At 63.5% G+C, this 17,967-nt stretch carries 17 protein-coding genes; 12 read left to right on the top strand and 5 right to left on the bottom strand.

The features are described 5' to 3' along the window. The 3 genes from ccsB (at position 1) to msrQ (ending at position 3,112) form a co-directional block, all read left to right on the top strand. Positions 1 to 1,206 (top strand): c-type cytochrome biogenesis protein CcsB, encoded by a 1,206-nt coding sequence (gene ccsB, locus P0D73_RS23825; protein ID WP_408433036.1) that lies wholly within the window; start codon positions 1 to 3, stop codon positions 1,204 to 1,206. 200 nt (positions 1,207 to 1,406) lie between these two features. After that, entirely contained in the window at positions 1,407 to 2,402 is a 996-nt protein-coding gene (gene msrP, locus P0D73_RS23820) for a protein-methionine-sulfoxide reductase catalytic subunit MsrP (protein ID WP_408433034.1), read from the top strand. 11 nt (positions 2,403 to 2,413) lie between these two features. Next, positions 2,414 to 3,112, top strand: coding sequence for a protein-methionine-sulfoxide reductase heme-binding subunit MsrQ (gene msrQ, locus P0D73_RS23815; RefSeq protein ID WP_408179044.1), 699 nt, complete (start codon positions 2,414 to 2,416; stop codon positions 3,110 to 3,112). A gap of 102 nt (positions 3,113 to 3,214) precedes the next feature. On the opposite strand, the gene lysA is transcribed toward msrQ, so the two are convergent. Beyond that, a complete protein-coding gene (lysA, locus tag P0D73_RS23810) occupies positions 3,215 to 4,477 on the bottom strand; it encodes a diaminopimelate decarboxylase (protein ID WP_408433032.1) in 1,263 nt (420 codons plus the stop codon). A gap of 9 nt (positions 4,478 to 4,486) precedes the next feature. Then, positions 4,487 to 4,828, bottom strand: a complete 342-nt coding sequence (gene lptM / locus P0D73_RS23805) for an LPS translocon maturation chaperone LptM (protein WP_408179046.1) — start codon at positions 4,826 to 4,828, stop codon at positions 4,487 to 4,489. A gap of 35 nt (positions 4,829 to 4,863) precedes the next feature. Here lptM and cyaY point away from each other — a divergent pair, with 35 nt between their 5' ends. Further along, positions 4,864 to 5,181, top strand: a complete 318-nt coding sequence (gene cyaY / locus P0D73_RS23800; RefSeq protein WP_011490036.1) for an iron donor protein CyaY — start codon at positions 4,864 to 4,866, stop codon at positions 5,179 to 5,181. Positions 5,182 to 5,298: 117 nt separating this feature from the next. Here the strand turns inward: cyaY and P0D73_RS23795 are convergent, their stop codons facing one another. Continuing rightward, on the bottom strand, positions 5,299 to 7,698 hold the full coding sequence (locus tag P0D73_RS23795) for a penicillin-binding protein 1A (protein WP_408286915.1): 2,400 nt from the start codon (positions 7,696 to 7,698) through the stop codon (positions 5,299 to 5,301). A gap of 253 nt (positions 7,699 to 7,951) precedes the next feature. Here P0D73_RS23795 and pilM point away from each other — a divergent pair, with 253 nt between their 5' ends. From pilM to P0D73_RS23760, 7 genes are all read left to right on the top strand, one after another. Next, positions 7,952 to 8,944 (top strand): type IV pilus biogenesis protein PilM, encoded by a 993-nt coding sequence (gene pilM, locus P0D73_RS23790; RefSeq protein ID WP_408433030.1) that lies wholly within the window; start codon positions 7,952 to 7,954, stop codon positions 8,942 to 8,944. Continuing rightward, the gene (locus P0D73_RS23785) at positions 8,941 to 9,663 is read left to right on the top strand and encodes a fimbrial assembly protein (protein WP_408433028.1); all 723 of its coding nucleotides are present in this window, start codon (positions 8,941 to 8,943) and stop codon (positions 9,661 to 9,663) included. Before pilM ends, P0D73_RS23785 begins: the two co-directional genes overlap by 4 nt. Further along, positions 9,660 to 10,592, top strand: coding sequence for a hypothetical protein (locus P0D73_RS23780; protein ID WP_408433026.1), 933 nt, complete (start codon positions 9,660 to 9,662; stop codon positions 10,590 to 10,592). Before P0D73_RS23785 ends, P0D73_RS23780 begins: the two co-directional genes overlap by 4 nt. After that, the gene (locus P0D73_RS23775; protein WP_408433024.1) at positions 10,592 to 12,322 is read left to right on the top strand and encodes a type IV pilus secretin PilQ; all 1,731 of its coding nucleotides are present in this window, start codon (positions 10,592 to 10,594) and stop codon (positions 12,320 to 12,322) included. The genes P0D73_RS23780 and P0D73_RS23775 overlap by 1 nt, the downstream gene beginning before the upstream one ends. 106 nt (positions 12,323 to 12,428) lie before the next feature. Then, positions 12,429 to 12,980, top strand: coding sequence for a shikimate kinase (locus tag P0D73_RS23770; RefSeq protein WP_106284162.1), 552 nt, complete (start codon positions 12,429 to 12,431; stop codon positions 12,978 to 12,980). Further along, positions 12,980 to 14,065, top strand: coding sequence for a 3-dehydroquinate synthase (gene aroB, locus P0D73_RS23765; protein ID WP_132376716.1), 1,086 nt, complete (start codon positions 12,980 to 12,982; stop codon positions 14,063 to 14,065). The genes P0D73_RS23770 and aroB overlap by 1 nt, the downstream gene beginning before the upstream one ends. Before the next feature lie 71 nt (positions 14,066 to 14,136). Then, entirely contained in the window at positions 14,137 to 15,342 is a 1,206-nt protein-coding gene (locus P0D73_RS23760; protein ID WP_408433022.1) for a deoxyguanosinetriphosphate triphosphohydrolase, read from the top strand. A 121-nt stretch (positions 15,343 to 15,463) separates the two neighbouring features. Here the strand turns inward: P0D73_RS23760 and P0D73_RS23755 are convergent, their stop codons facing one another. Beyond that, positions 15,464 to 15,844: an ElaB/YgaM/YqjD family protein gene (locus P0D73_RS23755; protein ID WP_132376718.1), complete on the bottom strand. Its 381-nt coding sequence runs from the start codon at positions 15,842 to 15,844 to the stop codon at positions 15,464 to 15,466. Positions 15,845 to 16,194: 350 nt separating this feature from the next. Continuing rightward, positions 16,195 to 16,920, bottom strand: coding sequence for an OmpW/AlkL family protein (locus P0D73_RS23750; RefSeq protein ID WP_408433020.1), 726 nt, complete (start codon positions 16,918 to 16,920; stop codon positions 16,195 to 16,197). Positions 16,921 to 17,107: 187 nt separating this feature from the next. Here P0D73_RS23750 and P0D73_RS23745 point away from each other — a divergent pair, with 187 nt between their 5' ends. Then, on the top strand, positions 17,108 to 17,815 hold the full coding sequence (locus tag P0D73_RS23745) for a transposase (protein ID WP_408433018.1): 708 nt from the start codon (positions 17,108 to 17,110) through the stop codon (positions 17,813 to 17,815). The last annotated feature ends 152 nt before the right edge of the window (positions 17,816 to 17,967 follow it).

Genomic DNA, 17,967 nt, shown 5'->3' with positions numbered 1-17,967 from the left:
ATGGACTTGACTCAGGTTTCCCAATCTCCCTCTTCGCGGCCCCAAAAGGCGCTGGCAGGCGAGTCACTCAACATCGGCGAGTACGACGAACGGCCGTTCCTGAAGCGGCTCGGCATCGTCGACTGGCTGTTTGCCGTCGCGATGGTCGCGGGCGCCGGGTTCGCGCTGTCGCGCTATCACCCGTTCATGAATTACTACGACAAGCTGGTGCTCTGCTGCGCGGTGCCGGTTTTCGTGGTGCTCGGCTGGCGCTGGAAACCGGTGCGTCCGCTGATGGTGGGCATCGCTGCGCTGTCGCTGCTGGCCATCCAGATCTATCACGGCGATCTCAGCCGCGCGGATAACGCCTTCTTCCTCAAGTATTTCCTGTCGAGCCAGTCCGCGATTCTGTGGATGAGCGCGCTCTTCGTGTTCGCCACCGTGTTCTATTGGATCGGCCTGCTGTCGCGCTCGCCGACCGGCGCCGCGATTGGCTCGAAAATGACGTGGGCGGCAGTGGTGATGGGCTTTGTCGGCCTGATGGTGCGCTGGTACGAGTCGTATCTGATCGGCGCGGACGTCGGCCATATTCCTATCTCGAACCTGTACGAAGTGTTCGTGCTGTTCAGCCTGATCACCGCGCTTTTCTATCTGTACTACGAGCAGCACTACAACACCCGTGCGCTTGGCGCGTTCGTGCTGCTGGTGATCAGCGCCGCGGTCGGTTTCCTGATGTGGTACTCGGTGGCGCGCGACGCGCAGCAGATCCAGCCGCTGGTTCCGGCGCTGCAAAGCTGGTGGATGAAGATTCACGTGCCGGCGAACTTCATCGGCTATGGCAGCTTCGCGTTGTCGGCCATGGTGGCTGTCGCGTACCTGTCGAAGGAGCGCGGCGTGCTGGCCGATCGCCTGCCGGCGCTCGAAGTGCTCGACGACGTGATGTACAAGTCGATCGCCGTCGGTTTCGCTTTCTTCACGATCGCGACGATTCTCGGCGCGCTGTGGGCCGCTGAAGCCTGGGGCGGCTACTGGAGCTGGGACCCGAAGGAAACGTGGGCGCTGATCGTCTGGCTGAACTATGCGGCGTGGCTGCACATGCGTCTGATGAAGGGGCTGCGTGGCGCGGTCGCGGCATGGTGGGCGCTGACTGGCCTGCTGGTGACGACCTTCGCCTTCCTCGGCGTCAATATGTTCCTGTCGGGCCTGCATAGTTACGGCAAGCTGTAAGATCTGCCGTTCTGAACTGACTCAAAACCGCCGTGTGCTTCGCACCGGCGGTTTTTTTACGGCCAATGGAATATTGGCTGCCTCCAGAGTGTTCGCCCTGACAGTACCCATGGATGGCTGAAAGACGGACGCCCGGACGAGCGATCATCAATATGGCCCCTTAAGATGCATAGACCGATGGGCCGGCAAGGAGCAGCACGATGTGGATCAAGCGTAGCGACAGAATTCAACTCACTGGCGACGACATTGCGCGCAGCGAAATCACGCCGCAGCGCGTTTTCCAGAACCGGCGGCGCGTGTTGCAGGCGGCCGGCGCGGTGGCGCTCGGCAGTCTGATCGGGGTGAACGGCGAGGCGCTGGCGGCTTATACGTCGCCGGACCCGAAGGCGCAAAAGCTGGCGGCAAAGACCAACGCCAAATTCGTCGCGCTCGACAAGATCACGCCATACAAGGACATCACCACGTACAACAACTTCTACGAGTTCGGCACCGACAAGGCCGATCCCGCGCACAATGCCGGGACGCTGCGGCCGCACCCGTGGAAGGTGAGCGTCGAGGGTGAGATCAAGAATCCGAAGGTCTACGATATCGACGAATTGCTCAAGCTCGCGCCGCTCGAGGAGCGCGTGTACAGGTTGCGTTGCGTCGAAGGCTGGTCGATGGTGATTCCGTGGATCGGCGTGCCGCTCTCGGAGTTGATCAAGCGCGTGCAGCCGACGGGCAATGCCAAATACGTGCAGTTCATCACGCTGGCCGATCCGTCGCAAATGCCCGGACTGTCGACGCCCGTGCTCGATTGGCCGTACTCCGAAGGTTTGCGCATGGACGAAGCGATGAATCCGCTGACGTTGCTGACGATGGGCCTCTACGGCCAGGTGCTGCCCAATCAGAACGGCGCGCCGGTGCGGGTCGTGGTGCCGTGGAAGTATGGCTTCAAGAGCGCGAAGTCGCTGGTGAAGATCCGCTTCCTCGACAAGCAGCCGCCGACCAGCTGGAATACGTACGCATCGAACGAATATGGGTTTTATTCGAACGTGAATCCGAACGTCGATCATCCGCGCTGGAGTCAGGCGACCGAGCGACGCATCGGCGAAGACGGTTTCTTCACGCCCAAGCGCAAGACGTTGATGTTCAACGGCTACGGCGATCAGGTCGCGTCGCTTTATCAGGGCATGGACCTGAAGAAGAATTTTTGAGCGGCGCGAACATGGCTTCCGATACGCAATCCGCTACCCAGGCCGAACGAAAAACGCCGCGCGCACAAGCGTCCGCGTCGGTGGCGGCGAAGCGCCCCGCAGCCGGCGCGCGTTGGATCGTGCCGGCCAAGATCGCGGTGTTTATCGCGGCGTGGTATCCACTCGCGCGCATCGTGCTATTTGGCTTGACCGACCGGCTCGGCGCGAATCCGATCGAGTTCATCACGCGCTCAACGGGTCTCTGGACGCTCGTCTTTCTCTGCATCACGCTGGCCGTGACGCCGTTGCGGCGACTCACCGGCGTCGCCGCGTTCGTGCGTTTTCGGCGGATGCTCGGACTCTATGCGTTCTTCTACGCGACGCTGCATTTCACCACTTACCTGTGGTTCGACAAATGGTTCGATGTCGCGGACATCATCAAGGACATCGGCAAGCGACCGTTTATCACCGTGGGGTTCGCGGCGTTCGTGTTGCTGATCGCATTGGCCGTGACGTCGCCGCGCGCGATGGTGCGCAAGCTCGGGCGTCGCTGGCAGATGTTGCATCGGTCCATCTATGTAATCGGCGCGCTGGCGATCCTGCACTTCTGGTGGATGAAGGCCGGCAAACACGATCTGATCCTGCCGAAGATTTACGGCGCGATCATGTTGGCGTTGCTGGGCTGGCGCTTGATCGTTTGGGCGCGTGACAGGATGTCGAAGACGCGTTGATCTGCGCTGCGCTGACGTAGATCGCGCACAACGGCGACGTAAACACAAAAAGGCGATGCCGCAGTGGCATCGCCTTTTTGATGTTGGGGCAGTTGTTGAAGGTTACGCCGGCAAAACCGTTTCGCCCGCAAACAACTGCTTCACCTCTTCGCGTGCGCGAACCACATGCACCTGTGTACCATCAACCATCACCTCCGCCGCGCGCGGACGTGTGTTGTAGTTCGAGCTCATCACGAAGCCGTATGCGCCGGCCGAGCGGATCGCCAGCAGATCGCCCGGTTCAACCGCCAGCAGACGTTCACGTCCGAGCCAATCGCCGCTCTCGCAAACCGGACCGACCACATCGTATACGTGGGCCGGCACGTCGCGCTCCGCGACCGGGTCGATCCCGTGATACGCCTCGTACATGGCGGGGCGCGCGAGATCGGTCATGGCCGCGTCGACGATGGCGAAATTCTTTTCCGCGCCCGGCTTCAGAAACTCGACGCGCGTGAGCAGCACGCCCGCGTTGCCGACCAGCGAACGGCCCGGCTCGAAATACACTTCGCGATGGCCGTGACCGCGCGCTTCGATGCGATCGAGCACGGTGCGCACGAACTCGCCGATTTCCGGCGGCGTTTCATCGTCGTACGTGATGCCGAGACCGCCGCCCACGTCGATGTGACGAATCTTCACGCCGTCCTGCTCGATCTGCTCGACCAGCTCCAGAACCTTGTCGACCGCGTCGAGATACGGCGCGACTTCGGTGATCTGCGAGCCGATATGGCAGTCGATGCCGACCACTTCGAGATTCGCCATGGCCGCAGCCGCCTGATACGTGGCACGCGCGTCCTCGAATGCGACGCCGAATTTGTTCGACTTCAGGCCGGTGGAAATATACGGATGCGTCTTCGCGTCGACGTCAGGATTCACGCGCAGCGAAACGGGCGCTTTCTTGCCCATTTCCGCGGCAACCGCATTCAGGCGATCGAGCTCGGGAATCGATTCGACGTTGAAGCATTTCACGCCGGCCGCGAGCGCGTCGCGCATTTCGTCCGCGTTCTTGCCGACGCCGGAAAACACGGTGTTTTCCGCTTTGCCGCCGGCAGCCAACACACGCGCCAGCTCGCCGCCCGACACGATGTCGAAGCCGGCGCCCAGGCGCGCGAACACGTTCAGCACAGCGAGGTTGCTATTGGCCTTCACGGCGACATGCACACTCGCGCGACGCCCGGCGCAAGCACCCGCGTAGGCGTTCCACGCCTCGGTGAGCGCGGCGCGCGAATACACGTACAGCGGCGTGCCGAACTGCTCGGCGAGGGAGACGGCGGACACGCCTTCGGCGTGCAGCACGCCGTCGACGTAGTCAAATGCGGATCGAGTCATGCGAAAGTCTTATTGAACAGGTGTGGCGGCGGAAGCAGGCAGCGGAGCCGCCGTAGCTGATGCAGCGGAGGCGGGCGGCGTGGCGAGTTCGTTTTCCGGCGCCAACGAAAGCGGTGTGCCGGAGGTATCGGGGACGGTGCTCATGTCGGTGGATGTTGCCGAGGCGGGTTGCGCAACGTTCGGCGGCGTTTGCGTGCGATCGATCGGCTTGGCCGGTAGCGGCGGCACGGTGGGCAAATAGAGCGAACCGCGTTGTCCGCAGCCGGCAAGTGCACAACCTGCGAGAATGGCTAAAACCGCTACAATCGCGCGGCCGGGCGCCGCCGCGCGCATCCGAGATACGACTCGCATGACTGTCCCTGAATAAATAATCGATGGAGTTTAGCATGTCCGATAGTGAATACCTGACCCGCGCGGAAGCCGCGCTAGCCGCCATCGAACGCGCGCTCGACGACACGGATGCCGACATCGAACTGGAGCGCAGCGGCAACGTCCTGACCCTCGAATTCGAGAACCGCTCGAAGATCATCGTCAACCTGCAGCCACCTATGAGCGAGATCTGGATCGCCGCGAAAGCGGGTGGTTTCCATTTCCGTTTCGTCGACGGCGAATGGCGCGACACGCGCAGCGGCACGGAGTTTTTCGCCGCGCTGTCGGAGTACGCGACGCAGCAAGCGGGCGAGCCGGTTCACTTCGAAGCGTAAGACCCGCCGGTCGGGTGAGGGCCGCCAACGCGGCCGAGTTGATTACCCGAACCGCACAAAAAACGGCCGCGCATTTAGCGCGGCCGTTTTGCTTTCTGCGGGACTTCGGGCGGAGCGTCAGTGTCCGCGGAACAGATTCATGATGTCCTGCTTCTCCTGCTCGCCGACCTGCTCGGGCGCGGCGGCCGACGCGCCGCTCGCCTCGGCGTCCAGCGCCGCCTGACTGATGCCGACCGTAGCGATGAAACCATGCCCCGGCGTGAAGTCGTCGAAATAAAGCTCCGAGCCGACTTCAGTCACGTCATCGGGCATCGGCATCTTGTACTCCGGCACGCCCTTGAGCGCACGCCCCATGTATTCGACCCACACGGGTAGCGCGAGGCCGCCGCCGGTTTCCTTGTCGCCGAGACTGCGCGGGTTGTCGTAGCCGATCCACGCAATGGCCGTGAGCGTGTGCTGATAACCGGCGAACCACGCGTCGCGCGAATCATTGGTCGTGCCCGTCTTGCCGGCGAGGTCAGTGCGTTTCAGTACGTTGGTCTTCGCGCCCGTGCCGCGTTGCGCCACGCTTTGCAGCAGGCTGTTCATCACGTACGCATTGCGCGGCTCGATCGCGTGCGGCGCGCTTTGCGCGGCCACGAGCGGTTGTGCGTGCGCGACCACCATGCCGCGCTGATCGGTGACTTCGGCGATCAGATACGGATTGATCCGATAGCCGCCGTTGGCGAATACCGAGAACGCGCCCGCCATCTGCAACGGCGTGACGAGACCGGCGCCCAGCGCCATCGGCAGATAGGCCGGATGGCGATCCGCGTCGAAGCCGAAACGCGTGATGTACTGCTGCGCGTACTTCGTGCCGATCTGGTTCAGGATACGAATCGACACCAGGTTCTTCGAGCGTTGCAACGCGGTGCGCATGGTCATCGGGCCGTCGAAGCCGCCGCCGTAGTTCTTCGGCTCCCACGCCTGGCCGCCTGTTTCAGCCGCGCTGAAGAAGAGCGGCGCGTCGTTGATCACGGTTGCCGGCCCAAGCCCCTTTTCGAGCGACGCCGAATAGATAAACGGCTTGAAGCTCGATCCCGGCTGACGCCACGCCTGAGTCACGTGATTGAACTTGTTCTTGTTGAAGTCGAAACCGCCGACCAGTGCGCGAATCGCGCCATCTTGCGGGATGACCGAAACGAACGCGCCTTCCACTTGCGGTAATTGCGTGATCGACCAGTTGCCGTCGTCGTTCTTGACGAGCCGGATGATCGCGCCGGGCCGCACGCGTTGATTCGGCTGCGCGCGCGGACCGAGCGCAAACTGCGCGAAGCGCAGGCCGTCGCCCTGGATCGTCGCGACATTGCCGTCGATGAAAGCGGCCTGCACCTGCTTCGGACTCGCCGAGGTGACCACGGCGGCAATGATCTCGCCGTTGTCCGGGTGTTCGAGCAGCGCGTCGTCGATGGCCTGCTCGCGATCATCGGCGTCGGTCGGCAGATCGATGAACGCCTCCGGACCACGATAACCGTGGCGCCGTTCGTAGTCCATCAGACCTTTGCGCAGCGCCCGGTATGCGACGTCCTGATCCGCCGAATCGATCGTGGTCACCACGTTCAGACCGCGCGTATAGGCTTCTTCGCGGTACTGCGCGTACATCATCTGACGCACCATTTCCGCGACGTATTCCGCGTGCACGCTGAATTCCTTGCCCGCGCCCTTGACCACGAGCGGCTGTTTGCTCGCTTCGTCGTATTGTTCCTGGGTGATGTAGTGCAACTCGTACATGCGTTGCAGGATGTACTCCTGACGCACCTTCGCACGCTTCGGATTGACGACCGGGTTATACGCGGACGGCGCCTTCGGCAAGCCGGCCAGCATGGCCGATTCCGCCAGCGTCAGATCCTTCAGATCCTTGCCGAAGTACACCCGCGCCGCGCTCGCGAAACCGTAGGCGCGCTGGCCGAGATAGATCTGATTCATATACACCTCAAGAATCTGATCTTTGGACAGCTTCGACTCGATCTTGTACGCCAGCAGCATCTCGTAGATCTTGCGCGTGTAGGTCTTCTCGCTGGAAAGGAAGAAGTTGCGCGCCACCTGCATGGTGATCGTGCTTGCGCCCTGCGTGGCGTGGCCATTGGTCAGCGCGACGAAGCCCGCGCGCGCGATGCCCGTGAGGTCGACGCCGCCGTGATCGTAGAAGCGCGCGTCTTCGATGGCGAGAATCGCCTTCTTCAGATGATCGGGCACGTCCTGGATATGGACGATGTCGCGCCGTTCTTCGCCGAATTCGCCGATCAGCACATGGTCGGCCGTATAGATGCGCAGCGGCACCTTCGGCCGGTAGTCGGTCAACGCATCGAGCGACGGCAGATTGGGCGTGGCGACGACAAGCGCATAGCCGAGCACCAGCAGCACGCACAGAATGCCTGCGACGATCAGACCCACGAAGCCCAGGATGAGCTTCAGCCACAGCGGGCGTTTGCGCTTCTGCGGCGCGGGCGGCGGGGACGTAGGAGACGTGGATTGCATATAGGCACCAAAAAACAGTCCCGCGATTATAGCCGCCTCGCTTTTCAGCTTTCGGCATGCTTACTGACACTTATTGGCAAGTCTGCGCGCCGCGCGGGAATGACTTCACTGTAGCCGCTTTGATGGCATACAGGACGTGCGTTGCTCAACGTTAGCCATTTGGCTGAGTGTCGCGCGGCGGCGCGGCTACGCACAATTCTTCCTCATCACTCGCGTTCGAATGGTTCGTCGCGTGAGTCAGAGGGAGGGCGTCATGGCGTTGAAAAGATCTTGGCTTCAGGCAGTGCAACCCGGTGCGCAGCGTTTTGCTGCGGGGATCGATGTCGGCTCGCAGACCGTGCGTCTGATCGTGCTGAGTCAGCGCGTGCGTTCACCCGGCGCGTTGCATATCGAATATGTGAGCACCGTTCCGCTTGCCGCCGGTGCTATGGTTGGTAGTGAGATCGCCGACCGGCACGCGGTGGCGCGTGCGTTGCGCGAGGCGTTCGCCGGTCTGCCGCACGCGTGCGCGACACATGCCTTGCGATGCGCGATGGCGCTGCCCGCGTCGGCCACCATGACCACCACGGTGCCGCTCACGCGGCTTGCCGCGCAGAGCGGTTGCGGGGAAGACGGCGGGCATCAACTGGCCGAACTGGAGCCGGCGGTGATGAGCGAGGTCGAGCGCATTGCCGGCCTCGAGCGGCATGCTCTCGCCGTCGACTGGTATCTCGACGAAACGTATTCGCCGGTCCGCTCCGTGACCATTGCCGCTACCGCGCGGCAACATCTCGAAGCGCGAATCGAATGCGCGGCGATTGCGGGTATCTCGCTCACCGTCATCGACGGCGAGCCGCATGCGGCGCTGCGCGCCATGCGCTACGCGGCGAGTTACGAGCTCGATCCGCACGAGCCGTATGTCGCGTTGTGGATCGGTACGGACGGCGTGTATGGCTGGCGGATCGTCGACGACGTCATCTGCTGCGAAATGCGCTATCCCGCACCGGAACACGCCGATCTCGCGGATGCGTTGCGCGACCTGGCCCAAGGCCCGGAACTCGACTGCGCGTTATTGAGCGGCGAGGTCGATCTGCTCGACGGTGTGGGTTTCTCGAGCGCGGATATCGCCGACGTGTTGAGCTGCGCAGTGCTGCCGTTCGAATGCGCGGCGCTGGGCGGTCTCGTCCGGCCGTTGGACGATTCGCTGTTGCACGAACCGTCCGGTGCGGTCGCGTTCGGGCTTGCGTTACGCGGGGTGCTCGAATGACGGGCGGCCTGTTGCACGCAACGGCCTCTAACACCCGAGCGCCGGTACTCGGCACGCGCTTCGCGCGGTCGTGGCTCGGCGGTTTCAATCTGCTCCCGTACCGGCAAACCAACGCGCGGCTCGCGCGCCGACGGCGCGTGCTCGAATGGGTTGCCGCGGTCTGCGCCGGTTGCGCCGCCGTTTTCGCATTGGGCGGTTGGCAGGTAATCGAGAGAGCGCGGCTCGATGCGCAGCGCGTGTCGATCGAACACACGCTCACGCAACTGTCGGCACCGCTCGCGGAGCACGCGGCGTTGCTGCGCGCGCGAGACGAACAGCGTCGCGACGTCGCACGCGCAAAGAGCGCGTCTGAGCCGCTCACGCATCTGCGCGACCTGCTCGACGCGCTGAGTTTCGAACCGGGCGACGGCGTGGTGCTGCAGCAGTTGCGCCACCGCGAGGACGAGACCGAGTTGCTGGCGTCATCGCGTGGACATCTCGCCTCGGCCGAGTGGCTCAAGCGGCTGAGTGCGATCCGTGGCGTGAAGGGGGCGGAGGTGAGTGATCTGCATCGTTCGGTTTCACGCGGCGGTGCGGCTGCTGCGCAGGCGAGCGTTGCCGGTCCGATCGAATTCGGTGCGCATCTGCGGTGGAACGAGCCGGCGCAGAAAGCGGCTCGCCCGGCTGGGTCCACAACGCAGCGTCCTGTGAAGCCGGAACAATCAAGAGGTGCGAAATGAGTACGATCTTTGTGGAGTTCGGCGGCGCGGCAAACGCGCGCCTTTCCCTTTCCCATTGGATGAAGCGCGTGCACTTGCCGCTCGATGCATGGAGCCGGCGTCGTCGCTGGGTGGTCGCGTTGCTGATCGCGGCATTGGTGTTCGGTCTTGGCGCGCATGGCTGGGTCGTGGCCGATCTCGGTGGTGTCGAAGCGAGCCGCACTGCGTTGGAAGCCAGTAGCTTGCATCTCGCGAACGCGCGGCGCGCGCTTGCGCAATTGCCCGCGCTGCGCCGTGATGCCGCCGCCGCGCCGGTTGCTGCTTCGACCACGAGCACTTCCGCGTCGTGGAGTTCCGCCGACGACCTGCGCATCGTCTCCGAACTGGCCGCGCAAAATAACGTCGCGTTGCTGGCGGTGGAACCCGGCGTGGTCAGCGGCGCGGGCGTTGAAAGCATGCGCCCGCTGCAACTGACCGCGCGTACGGACTTCGTTCACCTGATGGCATTTTTGCGCGGACTGTCCGATCTGCCGGTGCTGATCGTGCCGGTCGATGTGACCGTCAAGCGTGATGCCGCGGCGTTGTCGGTGAGCGCTACGCTGCAAGTGTTCGACGCGCTGCGGCCGGCGCCATCGACAACCTCCGCGGATGCATTCGCCGACGACAGCCTCGACTCCGACGACGATGAAGACATCGTTTTCTTCGATCCGTTTTCACAGCCGCAGATGCAGGCTGCCGGCGATCTGCCCGATGTCTCGCAACTACGTCTGGTCGGATTGCTGAGCGATCGTACGCGCGGGCTGGCCTTGCTCGATACACCGGACGGCGTGGCAACCGTCGAGTCCGGAGAGCGGATCGGCGCCGAGCGAGTCACGAAGCTGGACGCGTCCGGCATCACGCTCGCGAAGGACGGTGCGACACGCACGCTGGCGATGACGGAGGCTTCCTGATGAGACTGGTGAAGCCCTTTCCCTTTACATTGTCGAGCGTCGATACACGTGCGTCGCCTCGCCTCAAGGTGTGTCTCGGCCTGTATTTAAGCGCGGCGCTCGGCGCCAGCGTCACGCAGGCGTCGACTCCACCACTGCCGCCGTTGCCTGCCTACATGCCGCTCGGCGACGCGGTATCGCCGCGCGACGCTTCGTACAGCGGCACACCGCCGCTGCCACGTGATGTTTCGGCCGAAGAGCCCAACCCGTTTCGTCAAGATTCAACAGACGATCCAGAGGCATCGCGCGGGAGCACTGCGGCGGCCAACGCCGGCACGGACGAGCGTGCCGACGCCGCTGCAACGCAATCCGCGGCTCCGGATCTCGGCGATGCCGACGCCGACGGCTCCGTCCCGCTGCGAAGGCAATCCGCCGCTCCGGCTCGCGCCGAAGCCGCCGGCACCGCCGCGCTCGAAGGTCCGCCGGTGCCGCTGCCACCGCTCGCCCGTCTGAGCAACGCGCCACGCAGCGCCGCCGACGCAGCCCTCGCGCCCGACGACAAACCGATCTCGCTGAATTTCCAGCGTGCCGAACTCGGCGCCGTCCTCAATGCGTTCGCCAAGTTCACCGGGCTGAACATCGTCGCGAGCGAAAGAGTGCGCGGCGCGGTCTCACTGAAGCTCGACAAAGTGCCGTGGCGCACTGCCTTCGACACCTTGCTCGACGTCAACGGCCTGGCGATGGAGCGCCACGGCAACGTGATCTGGGTCGCGCCGCTTGCGGATCTGGCGGCGCGCGAGCGGCAGCGCTTCGAAGCGCACGCCCGAGCCGCCGATCTCGAGCCGCTCGCGAGCCGCACGTTTGAACTGCATTACGCGCATGCCGAGGACGTCAGACGCCTGCTGACCGGTTCGGGCGCACAACGCGTCTTGTCCAAGCGCGGTGCCGCGACTGCCGATCCGCGCACCAATCTGCTGTTCGTGACCGATCTCGAAGGGCGCCTCGCGCAGATTGCGGCGCTGCTCGCTTCCGTCGACCGGCCAACGCGCCAGGTGTTGATCGAAGCGCGTATCGTCGAAGGCGAACATGGTTTTTCGCGCAATCTCGGCGTGAAGCTCTCCATGGCGGCCACGAACGCTGATGGCACCGCGAAAGGCTTGACCGGCGCCGGCTACGATCTGTCGGCCCGCCCGATTTCCGGCTTCGACGCCGCGACCGCCGGCCTGACCCTGTTCGCCGCCGGCGCGACGCGGCTGCTGAACATCGAGCTGAGCGCGCTCGAAGCGCAGGGCCGCGGCGAAATCGTCTCGAGTCCGCGCGTGGTCACGGCCGACCGGATGAAGGCGGTGGTCGAGCAGGGCACCGAGCTGCCGTATCAGGCGAAAGTGGGGCAGGGCGTGTCGGGCGTGCAGTTTCGCCGCGCCACGCTCAAACTGGAGGTCGAGCCGCAGATCATGCCGGACGGCCGTGTGGTGCTGGACCTCGACGTCGCCAAGGACAGCGTCGGCGAACAGACCGACGCCGGGCCCGCGATCAACACCAAGCACGTGCAAACGCGCGTCGAGGTCGAGGATGGTGGTACGGTGTCGATCGGCGGAATTTATGCGACCGACGACCGGGACGATGTGACGCGGGTCCCGGTCCTGGGCAAAATACCGGTTTTAGGTGCGCTTTTCCGCCATCGGGCTCATCGCGACCAGCGCAGCGAACTGGCTGTTTTCATCACGCCGCGCGTCGTTCAGACAAATTAGGGGCATGCTGCCGCCGCTTGCGAGCGGGGGCGCGCAGGCTCGACAAGGCAGCCGCTTTGCCAGTAAGCTGCGGCACGAACCATACCGGATTAGCCAGAGGACACCGTTGCAAGCGCGGGACGCACACGCCAATGTATTTTTTGTAGGGCTCATGGGGGCAGGGAAAACCACCGTGGGCCGGGCCATTGCGCGCCGTCTCGATCGCCCGTTCTTCGATTCCGACCATGAAATCGAGGCGCGCACGGGCGCGCGCATCCCGGTGATCTTCGAGCTGGAGGGCGAAGCGGGCTTCCGCGAGCGCGAAGCCAGCGTGATTTCCGACCTCACGGGGCGCGACAATATCGTGCTCGCGACCGGCGGCGGCGCGATACTGCGGCCGGAAAATCGCGAAGCACTGCAGAATCGCGGAGTGGTCATCTACCTGCGCGCCAATCCGCACGACCTTTGGCTGCGCACGCGGCGCGACAAGAATCGCCCGCTTTTGCAGACCGAAGACCCCAAAGCGCGTCTCGAAGCACTCTATGAAGTGCGCGACCCGTTGTACCGGGAGTGCGCGCATTTCGTGATCGAAACCGGCCGGCCTTCGGTCAACGGACTCGTCAACATGGTTCTGATGCAGCTCGAGATGGCCGGCGTCGCCAAACATCCTGCGTCATAATGGACCGTATGATTACCGTCAACGTCGAACTGGGCGAACGCGCCTACCCCATCCATATCGGTGCCGATCTGATTGGCCAGACGGCGCTGTTCGCGCCGCATATCGCCGGCAGCTCGGTCACCATCGTCACCAACGCCACCGTCGAGCCGCTGTATGGCGACAAGCTGCGCGCCGCGCTGGCGCCGCTCGGCAAGCAGGTATCCACGGTCGTGTTGCCGGACGGCGAGGCGTACAAGAACCTCGAAACCCTGAACCTGATTTTCGACGCGCTGCTCGGCGGCCGCGCCGATCGCAAGACCACGTTGATCGCATTGGGCGGCGGCGTGATCGGCGACATGACGGGTTTTGCGGCCGCCTGCTACATGCGCGGCGTGCCGTTCATTCAGGTGCCGACCACGTTGCTGTCGCAGGTCGATTCTTCGGTGGGCGGCAAGACGGGCATCAATCACCCGCTTGGCAAGAACATGATCGGCGCGTTCTACCAGCCGCAGGCCGTGATCGCCGACATCGGCGCGCTGCGCACGCTGCCGGCGCGAGAACTCGCGGCGGGCGTCGCCGAAGTGATCAAGACGGGCGCCATCGCCGACGCGGGTTTCTTTAGCTGGATCGAAGCCAATATCGAAGCATTGAACCGCTGCGAACCCGAAGCGCTAGCTGAGGCGGTCAAGCGGTCTTGCGAAATCAAGGCGTCGGTGGTCGCGCAGGACGAACGCGAAGGCGGACTGCGCGCCATTCTCAATTTCGGTCACACCTTCGGCCATGCGATCGAAGCCGGCCTCGGCTACGGCGAATGGCTGCACGGCGAGGCGGTCGGCTGCGGAATGGTGATGGCGGCGGATCTGTCCGTGCGCTTGGGCTATCTCGACGAGGCCGCACGCAAGCGCTTGGTCGACGTGATCGTCGCCGCGCATTTGCCGACGCGGGCGCCCGCTCTTGGCGACTCGCGCTATGTCGAACTCATGCGGGTCGACAAGAAGGCGGAAGCCGGCGCGATCAAATTCATTCTGCTGAAGCGTTTCGGTGAGACGCTGATCACCCAGGCGCCCGACGCCGAGGTGCACGCCACGCTGGCCGCCGCCGTCTGAGTCTCGCGGGGCATCCAGCAACGCAACACGCACCAGCGTCACGAGGCGCCGCCCATGTTTCGGAGAACCCGGTGACTGACAGGCGCAGCGACGATGTAAAGCATGACCCGGTGGCAGGCGCGTCGACGATCGGCGTGCGTTCGCAGGAAGCACTCGAAGCGCACCTCGCGCCGTACGCGGCGCACTCCGCGCAATCGCGCGGCCGCCGCTATCCGGAAGCCGCGCCCAGCGCGCGCACCGAATTTCAGCGGGACCGCGACCGCATCGTCCATTCGACGGCATTCCGTCGGCTCGAGTACAAAACTCAGGTGTTCGTGAACCACGAGGGCGACCTGTTTCGCACGCGTCTGACGCACAGCCTGGAAGTCGCGCAGATCGCGCGGTCGGTCGCGCGCAATCTGCGGGTGAACGAAGATCTCGTCGAAGCCATTTCGCTCGCCCATGATTTAGGCCATACGCCTTTCGGGCATGCCGGGCAGGACGCGCTCAACGAATGCATGCGCGAGCACGGCGGCTTCGAGCACAATCTGCAGAGCCTGGCGGTGGTCGACGATCTGGAGGAGCACTACGGCGCGTTCAACGGCTTGAACCTTTGCTTCGAAACGCGTGAGGGGATTCTCAAGCACTGCTCGCGCGAGAACGCGCGGCGGCTCGGTGCATTGGGCGAGCGCTTTCTGGAAGGGCGGCAGCCGTCCATCGAGGCACAGATCGCGAATGTCGCCGATGAGATCGCGTACAACAATCACGACGTCGACGACGGCCTACGTTCGGGCCTGCTCACCGTCGAGCAACTCGCCGAAGTGGAGTTGTGGCAAGTGCACTATGAGGCGGCGCGCCGCGATTTTCCGCAGATCGAAGGGCGCCGGCTGATTCACGAAACGGTGCGCCGCATCATCAATACGTTGATCGTCGATCTGATCGACACGACCAAGCTGAATCTGGACCGGCACGCACCGGCGTCGCTGGATGCCGTGCGCTTGTCGCCCGCGCTCGTCGCGCACAGCGACACGATTGCCGCGCAGGCCGCGGCGCTCAAGCGCTTTCTGTTCAAGAACCTGTACCGCCATTACCGCGTGATGCGCATGGCCAACAAGGCACGCCGTGTCGTCGCGGGTCTGTTCGACGCGTTCACGGACGATCCGCGGCTGCTGCCGCCGAGCTACCAGTCGACCGACGCGACGCAGCAACCGCGCCTGATCGCCCACTACATCGCGGGCATGACGGATCGCTACGCGGTCAAGGAATACCAGCGGCTGTTCGTGATCGACGACAACTGAGCAGCGCGGCGCGAGGCTGCGCCGGCACGGACGGCCCGCGAGCCTGCACCAGTGCACGGCGCCGGTTCAGAGCACCTGCAACAACCGCCAGGGCGAGGGCGCGCCCCGCGCTGTAGCCGTCTTAACGCAGCCGCGACGCGAACAACGCGCCCGCAATCAACGCGACGCCGCCGACGATCGCAATCGTCTGCCACGGATTCTCATGCACGTAATCGTCGGCATCGGCGATCGCGACTTCGGCGCGTTCGCGCACGGCTTCGCGCGTGTCGTTCAAGCGGGCGCGCGCGACCTCGAGTTGTTTGCGAAGTTTGCTGCGCAACGCCACCGCGTCGGCCTGGGTGCCGTCCGCCAGCGTGGATTCGAGTTCCGACATTAGCGTGCGCAGTTCGCCTGCGATATCTTCGGCCGCGTGGCGGCTGTGGCGAGCGATACGCCGCGCACGGCGGCTGGTGCTGGTCCAGGATTCGCCGAGGGCGTCTCGCGTATTCGGAAGTGCAGTCATGGTCGCTCCGTCGATGAGGTGAAAGGGTCCCGCGCGTTGTCAGGAAGACGCAGATTCACGTCCCGACGCGGGAAACACCATGCGAATGCAACTTCGGTGCCAAACCCGAGAGGCCCCACCAATCGTGGTTTGGACGCGGATTCGTCAGCACATATTGCACTGGCTGACGCGAATCCGGGTCAAATTTACAACGCTGACAGCCGGTCGGCGCGTGGCTTCCACGAGCGCCGAAGTGGGAGCCATGAAGCGCCCACAAAAATAAAAACGCCGCCATTGGATGTATGACGGCGTTGTCCAAGCCACGAAAATTCGACTACCCTAACTCTACGGCCCCTAATTTTCTCGAAGCGTTAGAAACGGTAACCGATGTTGACGTAGGTAACGATCGGGTTCAGCTTGATCTTGGTTTCAGATTGCACGTTCAGCGTGCCGACCGGCGTGTTCGCCGCGGTATTCAGCTTGGCAGTCGTGCTGAGCGGCAGGTAGGAAACGGAAAGGCCGGCGAACCAGTGCTGGTTGAAGGCGTAAGTGAAGCCGGCATTAAACACCGGCTCCCACGAACTATCCGTAGTGACGCTGGTCGGACCATGCAGTACGTTTGCCTCGAATGCGCTGTTGGTGATCTTTTCGTCGGTGAACCAGATGCGGCTCACGCCAACGCCGAGATACGGGCGGAAAGCAGCAGTCGGGGCGTTGAAGTAGTACTTGAACAGCAGAGTCGGGCTCCACTGTTTTGCCTGGCCCAGCTTGCCGAATTGGGCGAGGCTGCCCGAGCCTTCCAGGTCGAACGAAGGCGGGACGCCAATCACGAACTCGGCTGCGATGTGATCGGTGACGAAGTAGCCGGCAGTGAAGCCGATTGTGTCGGCGGAACTGAGTGTTGCACCGGTGTTGGCTTCGGTGATGTTGGTCGGGCTGCCGCCGATGCTTGTCACCTTCAACGGTTCGCTGCTCGATTGAGGCGCTAGATGGAACCAGCCTGATGTGACGAAAAAGCTACCGGCCGATTGCGCATGCGCTGCCGTTGTCATGCAGGCTAGCGCCGCGATCCCCGTTACGGCCTGTTTTAATTTCATATGTGCTCCTCCAAAAAAGGCCCGCTCATTATGACTACAACGTTTGAAACAAACCATACGCGGCGGTTAGAGCTTTCTCCCTAAGCTCCGCGCGGTTTCTGGCTTTGCCGCGCCGCGCCGAACCTTTGGCGCATGCGGTTCTTCGGACCTTCGGGTATGTACCAACGCGACTATCGGATACTCCAGCATGGCACGGCTTGCACGTCTCTATGTCCCTGACCAGCCGCAGCACGTCATCCTCCGCGGGCTCGATCAGCAGCCCGCATTCGTCGACGACCAGGACTACGAGCTCTTCATCGATTGTTTGAAAGCGGCTTCTCGCGACCATCACTTATCCATCCACGCCTATGCGTTGATGCCAGGCGCGGTGCAACTGCTCGTCACGCCCACCGAGGAGTCGAGTCTGCCCAAGGCGATGCAGGCGGTCGGGCGCCGCTACGTGGCGCACTTCAACCGGCGTTACGCGCGCCGCGGCACCTTGTGGGAAGGCCGCTACCGCGCCACGGTGATCGAAGGCGAGCGCTACTTCCTGCTGGCGAGCCGCGTCGTCGAGATGTGCCCGGTGCGCGCGGGGCTCGTGAGCGCGCCGGAAGACTACCGCTGGTCGAGCTACCGCCATCACATCGGCCTCACGCTCGACAGCCTGATTACCGACCACCCGCTGTACTGGTCGCTCGGCAATACGCCGTTCGAACGACAGCGTGCGTACCGCGAACTGTGCGAGCAGCCGCTCGACGAACGCGAAGCCAGCCAGCTTCAACAGGCCACACTGAAGGGCTGGGTTTTGGGGAGCGATAAATACCGTGAATGGGCGGCACGGGCCGCCAACCGACGTGTGTCGCCGCTGCCACGCGGACGGCCGCGCAAGGTGCGCGAGACGCCGCAGCAGCAATAAAGCGTTTCGCATCAAAGGGCTGCATCGAAACGGCATCTTCGCATGCCGTTTTCTTTTGCACGATTTTGATATGGCACCAATAAAAATAAGGTGCAATGCACCAACTTGATAATTGGGGTTCGATGATCACGTTTTATTTGCTATTCCATTGA

Origin of the sequence: Paraburkholderia sp. RL18-101-BIB-B, assembly GCF_046026985.1 — a bacterium.
Lineage (GTDB): Bacteria > Pseudomonadota > Gammaproteobacteria > Burkholderiales > Burkholderiaceae > Paraburkholderia.
Note: the sequence above shows the minus strand (reverse complement) of the source record. Positions and strands in the feature narration are given on the sequence as shown.